Source organism: Algoriphagus terrigena DSM 22685 (assembly GCF_000429445.1).
Classification (GTDB): Bacteria; Bacteroidota; Bacteroidia; order Cytophagales; family Cyclobacteriaceae; genus Algoriphagus; species Algoriphagus terrigena.
Map to the genome: position 1 here is coordinate 221550 of NZ_AUBW01000004.1, position 14116 is coordinate 235665.

The following is a 14116-nucleotide window of genomic DNA, read 5'->3' on the forward strand; positions in this document are numbered from 1 at the left end:
ATACAACAATGAAATCAATTCTTAAGACCATTGCGCTGATTCTGATTACCACAGGACTTAGAGCCCAAAATATCGTGGGTGAGGTAGAATACCGTTACAAAATTTTCTATGACAAAATCTATTCAAGCTTGCCCCACCTTACCCAGCAGGAAAAGGATAGGATCCTTCTTTCTTGGGGTAATCCTGAAGGCTACAGTACCCGGATGAAACTCCAGTTTTGGCCAGAAAAAAGTCTCTACACCTACGGCGCCCCCTACGAGGTGCGCAGCTATTCTTGGCAAGTAGAAGACTATTTCATCGAAAACAATCTAGAAGAGCAAACCTATCTGAAGTACATGGATCAAATGGGCAAAACTTACATAGTCCGTGATAGCCTAGCCGCTCCAAAATGGCGGGTAATGAACGAAATACGGGACATTCTCGGACACATGTGCATGAAAGCCGTGAGTGAAGACAGCATAAAAGGACAAAAGATCACGGCTTGGTTTGCCTCAGATATACCGGTTCCCGTCGGCCCCGAAGAGCAATTCGGCCTACCGGGTTTGATTTTAGCCTATGACATCAACGACGGAATGTTGGTCGTCGAAGCCGAGAAAATCACATTTGGCGAACCGGCAGAAATCATCGCCCTGCCAAAAAAACTGAAAGGAAGGGAAGTATCGGGCACTGAATATCAGGATCTGGTCCAAGATTTTATCCAGACCTCCATCGAAAGCAAGCGAGCTTGGGTGTGGGGTTTAAGATATTGAGGAGGTTGTAGAGAGTACAAAGGTCGAAAATAAGAAGGTTGGAAAATTGCCAGGAAATGTACCATCCCCATAAAATTGTAAAATTAAAAGATAGCAAAATTAGAAGAATGCCTTACACGTTCACCTATCCAAAAAGAGAAATCCTTTTGGAAATAGACGGTAAGAATAAAACTCAAAATCAGGTAATACTCCATGAAAAACATCTTGTCTTTTCAGATGACTTAGAATTTGTTGGCGAAAGCAAATCCCGATTTACCTACCTAGAGTTCTATAATGAAAAAAGCTATCTCCAGTAGCCATCGAATAAAGGAAAGTAACTCGTATAAGTTCAAAATTAAACATGTACAATTTCAAAATAGAATCTGTACAATTTCAAAGTAAAGTTTGTGCAATTTCAAAATAACCCGTTCCTTTGTAGCAGATGAATGTAATTAATAGACACATTTACAAGGCTATAAGGGAATACCAAACCAAATACCCCATTCTTGCACTGACAGGCCCGAGACAGTCAGGAAAAACGACTTTGCTGAAGTCACTTTTTCCTGACTATCGCTATGTCAGTCTGGAAAATCCTGATGCCCGTGATTTTGCTTTAAAAGACCCAAATGGATTTTTGTCGGAATATGACGACCAAATGATCTTTGATGAAGTCCAACAGGCCCCGGCACTGTTTTCCTACCTGCAAACATTGGTGGACAGCCGACCTGATCGGATGGGTGGGTTTATTCTTTCCGGCTCCCAAAACTTCCACTTGATGGAGCGAATCACGCAAAGTCTTGCAGGAAGAGTCGCTCTGTTCAAGTTGCTTCCATTGGACGTTCAGGAGCTGAGGGATGCTGGTTTGCTTGCTCAAGATCCCTTTGAGCAATTGCTTCATGGATTCTATCCCGCGCTCTATGACCGAAAGATCTCTCCCGGAGTGTTCTATTCCAACTATGTCCAGACCTATGTGAATCGGGATGTCACCGAACTCATCACTGTGAAGGATTTGAGGCAGTTTCAAAACTTCCTGAATCTCTGTGCGGCCCGTGCGGGCCAGCTTCTGAACCTGAGTGCTTTGGCCAACGAAGCAGGAATCAGTCAGCCAACTGCCAAATCTTGGCTTTCTGCTTTGGAGTCCAGCTACATTACCTTCCAACTTTATCCCTATCATAAAAACTTCAGCAAGCGGGTGGTCAAAACCCCCAAGCTCTACTTCTACGATACCGGACTATTGGCTTTTCTGCTAAAAATCAAAAATCGGGAAACCCTGCTGACCCATCCGGTGAAAGGTGCTTTGTTTGAAAACATGATTGTAGCCGAATTTCACAAACAAATGCATCACACCTACCAAAATCAAAGTCCATGGTTTTGGAGGGACAATCATGGAGATGAAGTGGACTTACTGTTGGATCAGGGATTGACCTTGGACATCTTCGAAATCAAAGCCAGCGAAACAATTCTTACAGAGAACTTCAAGGGCTTGGCGAAATTTGAGCAAATCTCCGACATTTCACTGACTGCTAAAGGCTTGATCTATGCCGGTGACCACAATCAAAACCGATCGTACGGACAAGTGATTTCATGGCGGGATTTCCCAAAATTTTAAGTTTCACTCACTGGCTTAAGTGATTAGCGAAACTTCCCAAAAAGGAACTGCAAATTCTCCGACAATTACCCCCGCTCCCTTGGCGGCTTTCACGGATTAGCCCTAATTTGAAGCCCCATTCCCCAAAGCTATGTATATCGTTTTTGATACCGAGACCACCGGACTCCCCCGGGACTACAATGCCCCTATGTCCGATGTGGACAATTGGCCGCGCTTAGTCCAGCTCGCTTGGCAGCTGCACGATGCCAAAGGCAGGCTCCTCTCCAATCATAGTTACATCATTCGGCCCGAAGGATTCACTATTCCCTACAACGCCGAAAAAGTCCACGGAATTTCCACCAAACGGGCTTTGGCCGAAGGCCATGAGCTAAAAGAGATCCTCCAGATCTTTCGCGAGGATACCGCTCAGGCCAAGTTCCTGGTCGGTCACAACATCGGATTTGACATCAATGTGGTCGGGTCGGAGTTTATCCGCGCCGAGTTGGTCATGCCTTTTTCTGATAAAAAAGAACTGGACACCAAAGACATTTCCACAGAATTCTGCGCGCTTCCGGGGGGAAAAGGCGGCAAATTCAAATGGCCAACCTTGACCGAACTGCACCAAAAGTTGTTTGGAAAAGGCTTTGGCGACGCACACGATGCAGCCTATGACGTCGATGCCACGGCGCGATGCTTTTTTGGGCTGATTACGCAGGGAGTGCAAAAGCCCGAAGGGGGAATTCTGCTAGAAGAAGTTATCTACGAAGCCCCCAAATTGGCTGAAGCGAACTTTGCGCAAGCAAAAGATGACACCAAGGCTGCCGCCAAAGACATCCTGAAGAAGGCCGGAAAGGCCGACATCTCGGATCTGGCGGACTTACCGTTTACGCACCTGCATGTCCACACCCAGTTCTCGGTCCTTCAGGCGACTTCTGAGATTCCGGCGCTGATCGCCCGAGCCAAATCCCTGGGCATGTCCGCGGTCGCAATGACCGATCACGGGAATATGATGGGGGCGTTCAACTTCGTCAAAGAAGCGATGGCCAAGGACATCAAGCCAATCCTGGGCTGTGAGTTTAACCTGTGTAGAGACCGCAAAAACAAAAGCAACAAGGACGACGGCTATCAAACAGTCCTCTTGGCCAAAAACAAAGCCGGCTATCACAACCTCGCCAAATTGGCCTCCTATGCCAATATCGAAGGCTTCTACTACGTCCCGAGAATTGACAAAGACCTTCTCTTGAAGTACAAAGGTGATCTGATCGCTACGACGGGTGGACTTTGGGGAGAAATCCCTTTTCTGATCTTGAATGTCGGAGAGACGCAGGCAGAAGAGGCTTTTGTCTGGTGGAAAACCCAATTCGGCGACGATTTTTATGTCGAACTTTCACGCCATGGAGTCCCTGAGGAAGAAAAGGTGAACGAAGTGCTGTTAGATTTTGCCCGAAAATATGGTGTCAACTATTTCGCAGCCAACAACTCCTACTACACCGAAAAGAGCGACGCGCAGGCACATGATGTCCTACTCTGCGTCAAAGACGGCGAACTCTTCGACAAACCAAAGAAATACATCGGCAAGCGTGGCAGGGAGTTCCGGTACGGCTTCCCCAACGATGAATTTTACATAAAAAGTCCTGAAGAGATGAAAAAGCTCTTCGCGGATTTGCCTGAGGCAATCGCTTGTACACAGGAGATCGCAGACAAGATCGAAGGCTACAAGCTCGCCCGAGAGGTGTTGCTTCCCAAGTTTGGCATCCCGGCTGAGTTCATTCACGAAGAGGATGCTACCGACGGAGGCAAGCGCGGTGAAAATGCCTATCTAAGGCATTTAACCTATGAAGGGGCAAAAAGGCGCTATCCGGAGATCACCCCGGAGATCCAGGAGCGGTTGGATTTTGAGCTGGCAACCATCCAGAACACCGGCTATCCGGGTTACTTTTTGATCGTACAGGATTTCATCGTGGAGGCCAGGAAGATGGGAGTTTCCGTCGGGCCCGGCCGTGGATCGGCTGCGGGATCGGCAGTTGCTTACTGTACCGGCATCACCAACATTGACCCGATCGAATACAAGTTGCTATTCGAACGTTTCCTGAATCCGGATCGGGTTTCACTTCCCGATATTGATATTGACTTTGACGATGAAGGGAGAGGAAGTGTGATCGACTATGTGATCAAAAAATACGGCTCCAACCAAGTCGCCCAGATCATTACCTACGGTACCATGGCGGCCAAGTCAGCAATCAGAGACACCGCAAGGGTGTTGAATCTGCCCCTCGCCGAAGCAGGCAGACTGGCCAATCTCGTACCCGACATCAAGCTCAAGTCGCTCTTTAGCCTTCAGGGAAACCGAGCTGCCGTGGCGGATAAACTCAAAGATCAAGCGGACATGATCGCCAAAGCAGATGAGCTCATCCGTATCTCAAAGGGAAACGACGAATCTGCCAAGACGATCAATCAAGCGGCAATGCTCGAAGGATCGGTACGAAACCTCGGGATTCACGCGTGCGGCGTGATCATCACACCGGACGACATCACCAATTTTGTCCCGGTCGCTTTGGCCAAGGATTCGGAGATGGTTTGTACCCAATTTGACAACTCGGTCGTGGAATCAGCCGGATTGTTGAAGATGGACTTTCTCGGGCTGAAGACGCTCACGCTGATCAAAGACGCCATCAAGATCGTTAAGGAACGACACGGAATCCAGCTGGATGCAGATGTATTTCCGATCGACGATACCTTAACCTACGAGCTTTTCCAGCGGGGCGAGACAGTCGGCATCTTCCAATACGAAAGTCCCGGCATGCAGAAATACATGCGTGAACTCAAGCCGACGGTTTTCGCGGATTTGATTGCCATGAACGCCTTGTACCGACCGGGACCGATCGCCTACATCCCCTCTTTCGTCAAAAGAAAACACGGAACCGAGCCGATCACCTACGATCTGGAGGACATGAAGGAATACCTGGAGGAAACCTACGGTATCACCGTTTACCAGGAACAGGTCATGCTTTTGTCCCAAAAACTGGCAGGATTCACCAAAGGTGAAGCTGACGTTTTGCGTAAGGCGATGGGTAAAAAACAAAAGGACGTGTTGGACAAGATGAAGCCAAAGTTTGTCCAGCAAGCCTCTGCCAAAGGCCACGATGCCAAAAGGCTGGAGAAAATCTGGACCGACTGGGAGGCTTTTGCATCCTACGCGTTCAACAAATCGCACTCGACTTGCTACGCTTGGATCGCCTATCAGACAGCGTACCTCAAAGCGCATTACCCAGCGGAATACATGGCCTCCGTACTCAGCAATAACATGAATGACATCACGCAGGTGACCTTTTTCATGGAAGAATGCAAGCGGATGGGCATCAAAGTCGCAGGTCCGGATGTGAATGAATCCAGAGGGGGGTTTACGGTAAACAAGGTTGGAGAAATTCGCTTTGGCATGGCCGCTATCAAGGGCGCGGGATCAGCCGCGGTGGAGGAAATCATCAAAGAGCGGGAGCTCAAAGGCCCGTACAAAAATATCTTCGACTTTGCCAAAAGGGTCAATTCGAGAGCTTTGAACAAGAAAACCATGGAAGCCCTCGCGATGGCCGGAGCATTTGATTGCTTCAAAGAACATCACCGAAGACAATACCTGGAGGCGCCGGACAACGACCTTTCGCTCATCGAAAAGGCGACCAAATACGCGCAAAAAGTTCAACAAGAGGAAGACAGCGCACAAGTGAGTTTATTTGGCGGAGGCAGCGGCAACATGGATATCCCACTTCCGTCTGTACCGCCGATGGAGCCCTTTTCACAAATCCAGCAGCTGAATATCGAAAAGGAAGTAGTCGGACTATTCATCTCCGGTCACCCGCTGGACCAATTCAAACTGGAGATCGACGCCTTCACCAATACTCCCTTGACCGCGTTGACAGATCTCGAAAGTCTGAAGGGGAAAAATGAGCTCAAGCTGGCGGGTTCAGTAAGTACCTTCGCGCACCGAACCACCAAAAACGGCAAGCCCTTTGGCACCCTGACTTTGGAGGATTACCACGGTTCTTTCACATTCTTCCTCTTTGGGGACGATTATGTGCGGTTCAAAGAGTACTTCATGAGCGGTTGGTTCATCTTTCTGACCGGCCAAGTTGCTCAAAAAAAATGGGGCGGCGACAACGAAGTAGAATTCAAGATCAACAGCATGATGCTGCTGAGCGAGGTGCGGGGCAAGATGATCAAAGGACTGCGGGTGAATATCGATCTGGACAACCTCACGCTGGATCTGATGGAAAAGCTTGAAACGATCACCTCCAAATATAAGGGCGACGCCAAGCTCTACATAGACGTCATCGACCGCAAAGAAAATATCACCCTGGAGCTTTTCTCCAAGCGATTCGCCATCGATCCGAGTGCTGACATGATCAGAGAACTCCAGGGGCTTCCTGAAGTGGTTTATAGAGTAGTTTAAACTCCTTTTCGTCTTGTATCGGAAGGCTTCAAAAACACTTTCTCCTTCAGCCGAATTAGAGCTTTGCTCTATGACTCATAGACAAAAATTTTCCGCCTGTAGGAACTTATTGGTTTGCAATCCACTTTTGCAGATATATTTGAAAATCCGAAATCAATTAATCCAAGAATAAAATGGCAAATGCAATAGAGATTACCGACGCAAACTTTGAGGAAATTATCGCTGGAGACCAGCCGATCTTGGTTGACTTCTGGGCTGAATGGTGCGGACCATGTAAGATGATCGGACCCGTGGTCGAGCAGTTGGCATCAGAATACGCCGGCAAAGCAGTGATCGGTAAAGTGGACGTAGACGCGAATCCATCTGTCGCTCAAGCTTTCGGGATCCGTTCGATTCCTACGTTGCTCTTCTTCAAAGGTGGACAGGTCGTAGACAAACAAGTAGGCGCTGTGCCAAAGACCGTCTTGGCTCAAAAGCTAGACGCACAACTTTAAATCTTAATTACAGCTAGATTGGAAGGCCGCAAAGTTCGCTTTGCGGCTTTTTTCATGCCCCTCTCCTCGTTTCCGCCCGATTCGTTAATCCAACCCCGATTTCCTATTTTCACCTCCATGATGACCGAGCAACTGATTTCGCTGACTGATTTTTGGACCCTACGGGAGAATCTCCCGATCGTCGATGCCCGAAGTGAAGGAGAATTTGCCCAGAGTCATACTCCCGGAGCTATCAACCTCCCAATTCTGAACGATGCGGAACGGGTGGTGGTCGGTACACTTTACAAGGAAAAGGGAGCGGAAGCTGCGACGATCAAGGGCTTTGAATTGGTCGGGCCACGTTTTCATCAAATACAAAAGGAAGCCCTGACACTGTTTCCTGAGAAAAAAATCATCCTCTATTGCTGGCGTGGCGGAATGCGAAGCCAGATATTGTCTTGGCTTTTGGGGATGGTCGGCTTCGAAGTCTATAGACTCAAAGGCGGCTACAAAACCTACCGGACGTTTACTTTCACAGAAGTACGAAAGGAACGAAAACTTCTTGTTCTTGGGGGAAAAACCGGAGTCGGAAAAACCATCCTGCTCAAAAAGCTCCGGGAAAAGGGAGAGCAAGTTTTGGATCTAGAATGCATCGCCAACCACAAAGGTTCGAGTTTCGGGTCGATCGGTTTGCCGCCGCAACCTACTGTGGAGCAGTTTGAAAATCTGATGGCAGAACAACTCATGCGCTTCGACCCGGCACTTCCCGTCTGGGTTGAAAATGAAAGTCGGAGGATCGGAAGGATCATTCTCCCGGATCTCTTCTATGCGCTGATTCTGAAAAGCTATCTGATCGACATCCAAAAATCCGACGACGAGCGGGTTGTCCACATCGCCGAAGAGTACGGAAATCTTCCATCCGAAGAGCTGATCGCTGCCGTCAACCGGCTCAAAAAGAAACTGGGGGGACTTCGTACCCAGGAAGCCATCGAGGCCATTCTAGCTGGAGATCATCAAGCGTGGATCCCAAACCTGCTGCTCTACTATGACAAAACTTATGAGTTTGACCTGGCGCGGCACGAAGAAGGCAGTACCGTAACGCTCGATCTAGGCGATAAAAGCATTGAAGACCAACTGGCACTTTTACTGAAAATCAAAAACCAACATGACACAAAATCAACCTACCAGGCTCACTGAATGGAGTGAAGGCTCCGGCTGCGGCTGCAAGATTGCACCGGCTATCCTGGATCAAATCCTCAGTGCTAGCGGCTCCTTCACCCAAAGCGACCCGAATCTGTTGGTAGGAAATTCGCATAAAGATGATGCTGCCGTCTATCAGGTTTCCGATGACTTGGCAGTGATCAATACAGTTGATTTCTTCACTCCCATCGTCGATGATCCGTTTGATTTTGGCAGAATTGCGGCGGCAAATGCGATCTCAGATGTATACGCGATGGGCGGTAAGCCCATCTTCGCCAATGCGATCCTGAGCTGGCCAGTGGAGAAGATCGCTCCTGAGCTGGCGGCAAAGGTGTTGGAAGGGGCGAAAAGTATTTGCAAGCAAGCCGGGATCGAACTGGCCGGCGGCCACTCCATCGCAGCCAAAGATCCGATTTTTGGACTTTCCGTCAATGGAATCATTCACCCGCGAAAAGTCAAAACCAACGTGGGCGGCAAGTCCGGAGATTTGCTTTTCCTCACCAAACCGCTTGGAATCGGAGTCTTGGCTACGGCTCTGAAGCGACAAAAGATCCAGGAAAAAGACTATCTCAATCTGCTCGATACCGCTTGCCGATTGAACTCGATCGGGGCGATACTAGGTAATCACGAGGAAGTACATGCCATGACCGATGTCACGGGATTTGGACTGTTGGGGCACCTGATCGAGATGGCCGAGGGCGCTGGACTTTCCGCACAACTGGAAATTGCCAAACTCCCGCTCATAGAAGGGATCCAGGAATACATCAACCAGTTTATCTTCCCGGACAACACGTATCGCAACTGGAATGGCTACAGCGCGAAGACCAAAGGAGTCGTCGGAATGGACTTGGTCAAACTCTGCGATCCCCAGACCAGCGGCGGTCTATTGATAGCCGTGGCCGAAGAAAATAAAGCTTGGTTTGAAGAAACGATGAATCTCCACAATCAACCTAGCTGGGAAATCGGCAGATTAGTGGACAAAGGAGATTTCGTCGTAGAAGTCGCCTAGTGTTCCAGAGGAGACACCCCACCAGAAACCATAAACTTCATCACGTCGGAGCTTTTCACTCCTGTCAACGCAGTCACGAGCTCGCGCTTGACAAGGAATACATTTCCCGAGACGTTGTAGCTATGGGGAAAATACACTGCCACTAGATCCGGCTTGCCAATGATGTTCAAATCTTCCTGGGTAAGAAATCCAAGCCTTGACACCGTCTCGCTGATTTGGACGATCACTGGGGAGCTGAATTTCTTCTTATCTCCGACAAAAGCGCTCATCAAATCCTTGATGCTCGTGTACAGCAAATTGACGAGTGGAATTTTGAAAAGCCCCCGTTCAAACCACTCGAACACTGGTTTTGCAAAGAACAAGCTCGCCAGATAACCCACAAAAGTGATCAGTCCGACGACCATCAAAATCCCGATGCCGGGAAAGGGAACAGGTATCAGTCCATCCAGAAAAAAGAAAATCGAATAGATCACATAGCAAGTGACGGCGAGGGGTGTCAATACGAGAAGACCTCTAAAAAAGTAGGATAAAACGCGGTTGTAGGTAAATTTCATAATTGGTGATTTTGCACATTTGGACAAAAAAAATGCCCGATCCAAAGATCAGGCATTTTATTGTGGATTGACGGGAAATTAATCCAAAACCTTCACTTTGACACTTCTGTAGTAGATCACGCTTTTTGGATCATGCGCTTGAAGCGCAATCGTTCCGTGATCAGCCTTCTTGGTACCCAGATCACCTTTGCGATTCTCATCTTTGGACTGGTCATACACATTGACTGTTTCTCCGTTGATCTTGACGGTCACCACGTTGTCTTTGATAATGATATGCTCGGTGTACCATTCTCCGTCTTTCACATAGACATCTTTTACATCCTGGAAGGAATAGACGCTACCGGTCTTTCTCCAGTCCGTATGGCTCTGATTTACTTGGATTTCGTAGCCTATATTTGGCCAGCCATCTGCCTGGTATTGTGTATGGACGAAAATACCGGAATTAGCTCCAGGCATCGTCTTCACTTCAGCGATCACTTCAAAGTTTTTGAAGTCGTGGTTGCCCACAGCACCATCATAAAAAGCATGGGCTCTAGGGCCTGCCACCTTGATCACTCCATCTTCCACTGTGAAAGACGAAGGACTGTCCGTAGTCAATTTCCATCCGTCCAGGTTTTTCCCGTTGAAAAGTTCCACCCATTCGCCTTCCTGAGCAAAAGTGGCAAGTGAGATAGAGCAAAGGACAAATAATGCAATTAGTTTTTTCATGAGTTATGGGTTCTAGGTTATTGAGACTTTAAGATAGAGAGTCTATGCTAAATGGTTTCTACCGTTGAAAAGAAAAAGGCCCTGAAGTGACAACTCCAGAGCCTTTTCTTGAGAAAACATTCGATCAAAGGTCGATTCCCATGAAAGACATGAAGGCTATGCCCATCAATCCTGTCAACAGCATGGTGATCCCAAGTCCTTTCAGACCATTGGGCACCGCTGAATACTTCAACTTCTCACGGATAGCTGCGAGCAGCACGATCGCCAGCATAAATCCTGCACCGGAGCCAAAACCGTAAACAGCTGATTCGGCAAGGGTATAGTCTCTTTGAGCCATGAACAGACAACCTCCAAGAATCGCGCAGTTTACCGCAATCAAAGGCAGGAAAATACCCAGCTGTCCGTAAAGTGCCGGAGAGAATTTCTCTACAATCATCTCTACCAACTGCACGATACCGGCAATGATAGCGATGAACATGATGAATCTCAGAAATGACAAATCAATGGTGGCCATACTTGCCGAAACCCACGTCAAAGCACCTTCTTTCAGTACAAACTCATTCAAAATCCAGTTGAACGGGACGGTCACGCCGAGTACGAATACTACTGCAGCACCAAGACCAATCGCCGTACTTACCTTTTTGGAAACGGCCAAAAAAGAGCACATTCCAAGGAAGTAAGCGAAAATCATATTGTCGATAAAGATCGACCGAATACCAAGGCTAAATAATTCCATCTTTCTATTCCTTAATTAATGTTCGACATAGCCTGTTTTGGTACGCTGTACCCAGACGATCAGTCCAAGAATGATAAATGCGCCCACCGGAGTAACCATCAGTCCATTGGTTGCCAAGTGGAAATCGGGGCCAATCAAGCCGGAAAGGAAGTCAAATACCTTGATTCCAAATACCGATCCTGAACCCCAAAGCTCTCTAAAGAATGCTACAGTCAAGATGATCCAAGAATAACCCAAAGCAGAGCCCAATCCATCCAACATGGAATCGTAAGGCTTATTACCCATGGCAAAAGCCTCCAAACGTCCCATTACGATACAGTTGGTGATGATCAAGCCGATGAATACGGATAGCTCTTTGTACATGTCGTAGGCGAACGCCTTCAGCACCTCACTTACCAAAGTCACCAAAGTCGCAACGACTGCCAACTGGACGATGATTCTAACTCGGGAGGGGATCGTATTTCTCATCAAGGAGATCACGAAGTTGGACAATGCCACAACGAAGGTTACAGAAATCGCCATAACCAAGGTCGGCTGCATCTGTGTAGTCACCGCCAAGGCAGAACAAATTCCCAGAACCTGAATGGTAATTGGGTTTTCATCTACCAAAGGATCAGCTACCAATTTCTTTCTTCGCTTGGAAAGCAGCGCTTCCGCCGGCTTCTTCGCGATCGCTTTTTCTAAAGTTTCAGCACTCATTTTATTTGAATTAGTTGAGTTGAAAATGATTTAAAGACCAGCTACAGCTGTAGAGGAAGACTTCGCTTTGATGTAGGCTTCGTAGTGACCAAGGTATGCTTTGAGCATATTGTTGACTCCGTTTCCGGTTATCGTCGCTCCCGACATTCCGTCTACTTTATGCTCGTCGGAAGAATAATCCTTGCCTTCGCCTTTCATCATCTGCACGGCAACCAGCTCACCCGATTCGTCAAAGATCTTCTTACCAACATACCTGGACTGGACTTCACCTTCGGTGATTCTAGCACCCAAACCCGGAGTTTCCCCAGCGTGAGCCAAGGTGATGCCCCCGATGGTATTCATATCTGTGTCCAAGGCGATATATCCCCAGATCGCATCCCAAAGACCCGCTCCGTAAAGAGGGAAAATGTAGGACTCCACATCGTCAGGATTGCCGTCTGCGTGGTAGATAAACACCGGATACGCTCTCTGGTCAGCCGGTTTTTTATAGTCTTTTGCGATTTCCACTTTCTCCGCAGTTACACCACCCTCAGTAATCTCCTGACCGTTGATGTCCACTACGCTGGAGGCGATTCTTTTCGAATAGAATTCGTTTACCTGATCGGGCGTCATCGCGGCAATTTCTTCCGCACTGATCACCGCACCCAATATCTGCTTCTTCTTGTCCAAAGCGATGGCTTCCTGCTGTCTTGGACCCAAGATCTGAGCCGAACCTGAGAGCAAAAGTCCCAGGATAACGGTCAAAACTGCGGAATAAACAATTACATAAGTATTAGACTGTCGCACGTTGTAACCTCCTTGTTTTATTTGCTTTTACTACATAATAATCGATCAATGGCGCCACGACGTTCATAAACAGAACGGCCAGCATGATCCCCTCAGGGTAGGCGGGGTTGGTGACACGGATGATGATCGTGAATACACCGATCAGGAATCCGTAAATCCACTTTCCTGTCTCAGTCTGAGCGGCAGACACTGGATCAGTAGCCATAAAGACAATACCAAATGCCAAACCACCCATTACCCAATGGTACTCTGGGGGCAGGGCCATGTATTCATTCACTGCCAAGAGGTTCATTACCAAACCCATCACATATGCTCCTGCAAAACCAGAAACAATGATCTTCCAGCTTCCGACACCAGTCGCGATCAAGATCACCGCACCGATCAAGCACATCAAAGTCGAAGTCTCCCCGATAGATCCTGGGATCCAGCCCATAAACATATTTGACAAGCTATATAACCCATCGCCTATGATCGAATTGTGTTCATTTAGAGCTTCGACAGCATTTACTTCTCTAACTCCCGCGTCGTACACAACTGAAAGCGCCGTCGCTCCGGAGAATCCGTCAACCGGTGCTTTGTCAGCAAAATAAGTCCACACTTGGTCTCCTGAAATATCCGCTGGATACGCGAAATAAAGGAATGCTCTGGCTGTCATTGCTACGTTGAGGATGTTCATCCCTGTGCCGCCAAATACTTCCTTACCGATGACTACCGCAAAGATCGTCGCCAGCGCTACCTGCCAAAGCGGCACGTGAGGAGGCATCACCAAGGCGATCAACATCCCGGAAACCAAGTATCCTTCACTAATCGGGTGATTGCGCACCACGCAGAAGATGAATTCAGTCAGCAATCCGACACCGTAAGAAACGATCAAGATTGGCAACACTGACATGGCGCCAAAGAGTGCTTTGTCCATCCAAGTAGCTTCCTCGCCTACTGCCAAGAAATGCTGCTCGCCTACATTCAGTATCCCAAACAACAAGGTCGGGATCATCGCAATCACCACCGTGATCATCACACGCTTCAGATCGGTCGCATCTTTAATCTGAGCACCTTTCGCTTTAGTCGTCAAGTCAGGAGCAAAAACGATGGTTCTATGCCCTTCATACAGGGTATGATACTTTTCCCATTTACCGCCCTTTTCAAAGTTTGGCTTTAGGTTATCAAAGAGGTCTTTTAATGCCTTCATAT

General features: G+C 48.0%; 12 protein-coding genes. 6 read left to right on the plus strand and 6 right to left on the minus strand.

Annotation, left to right across the window (positions count from 1 at the left end; genetic code table 11):
• Positions 1-8 precede the first annotated feature (8 nt).
• The 6 genes from G459_RS0103325 (at position 9) to selD (ending at position 9442) form a co-directional block, all read left to right on the plus strand.
• A complete protein-coding gene (locus tag G459_RS0103325; protein ID WP_026966367.1) occupies positions 9-749 on the plus strand; it encodes a GLPGLI family protein in 741 nt (246 codons plus the stop codon).
• A gap of 421 nt (positions 750-1170) precedes the next feature.
• A complete protein-coding gene (locus G459_RS0103335) occupies positions 1171-2337 on the plus strand; it encodes an ATP-binding protein (RefSeq protein WP_026966369.1) in 1167 nt (388 codons plus the stop codon).
• A gap of 130 nt (positions 2338-2467) precedes the next feature.
• The gene (dnaE, locus tag G459_RS0103340; RefSeq protein ID WP_026966370.1) at positions 2468-6760 is read left to right on the plus strand and encodes a DNA polymerase III subunit alpha; all 4293 of its coding nucleotides are present in this window, start codon (positions 2468-2470) and stop codon (positions 6758-6760) included.
• Between the two features lie 173 nt (positions 6761-6933).
• Complete coding sequence (gene trxA / locus G459_RS0103345) at positions 6934-7254, plus strand: thioredoxin (protein ID WP_026966371.1); 321 nt, start codon at positions 6934-6936, stop codon at positions 7252-7254.
• Between the two features lie 117 nt (positions 7255-7371).
• A complete protein-coding gene (mnmH, locus tag G459_RS0103355; protein ID WP_245588118.1) occupies positions 7372-8430 on the plus strand; it encodes a tRNA 2-selenouridine(34) synthase MnmH in 1059 nt (352 codons plus the stop codon).
• Entirely contained in the window at positions 8399-9442 is a 1044-nt protein-coding gene (gene selD / locus G459_RS0103360) for a selenide, water dikinase SelD (protein ID WP_026966373.1), read from the plus strand. The genes mnmH and selD overlap by 32 nt, the downstream gene beginning before the upstream one ends.
• Here selD and G459_RS0103365 read toward each other — a convergent pair.
• From G459_RS0103365 to G459_RS0103390, 6 genes are all read right to left on the minus strand, one after another.
• Complete coding sequence (locus tag G459_RS0103365; RefSeq protein WP_026966374.1) at positions 9439-9996, minus strand: DUF502 domain-containing protein; 558 nt, start codon at positions 9994-9996, stop codon at positions 9439-9441. The two genes, selD and G459_RS0103365, sit on opposite strands and share 4 nt — an antisense overlap.
• Positions 9997-10074: 78 nt before the next feature.
• Positions 10075-10704, minus strand: coding sequence for a 3-keto-disaccharide hydrolase (locus tag G459_RS0103370; RefSeq protein WP_026966375.1), 630 nt, complete (start codon positions 10702-10704; stop codon positions 10075-10077).
• 124 nt (positions 10705-10828) lie between these two features.
• Positions 10829-11440 (minus strand): NADH:ubiquinone reductase (Na(+)-transporting) subunit E, encoded by a 612-nt coding sequence (gene nqrE / locus G459_RS0103375; RefSeq protein ID WP_026966376.1) that lies wholly within the window; start codon positions 11438-11440, stop codon positions 10829-10831.
• A 15-nt stretch (positions 11441-11455) separates the two neighbouring features.
• Positions 11456-12139, minus strand: a complete 684-nt coding sequence (locus G459_RS0103380) for an NADH:ubiquinone reductase (Na(+)-transporting) subunit D (RefSeq protein ID WP_026966377.1) — start codon at positions 12137-12139, stop codon at positions 11456-11458.
• 30 nt (positions 12140-12169) lie between these two features.
• Positions 12170-12925 carry an NADH:ubiquinone reductase (Na(+)-transporting) subunit C gene (gene nqrC, locus G459_RS0103385; RefSeq protein ID WP_026966378.1) on the minus strand — a complete coding sequence of 252 codons (756 nt, stop codon included), beginning with the start codon at positions 12923-12925 and terminating at the stop codon, positions 12170-12172.
• A complete protein-coding gene (locus G459_RS0103390) occupies positions 12912-14114 on the minus strand; it encodes an NADH:ubiquinone reductase (Na(+)-transporting) subunit B (RefSeq protein ID WP_026966379.1) in 1203 nt (400 codons plus the stop codon). The genes nqrC and G459_RS0103390 overlap by 14 nt, the downstream gene beginning before the upstream one ends.
• Positions 14115-14116 lie beyond the last annotated feature (2 nt).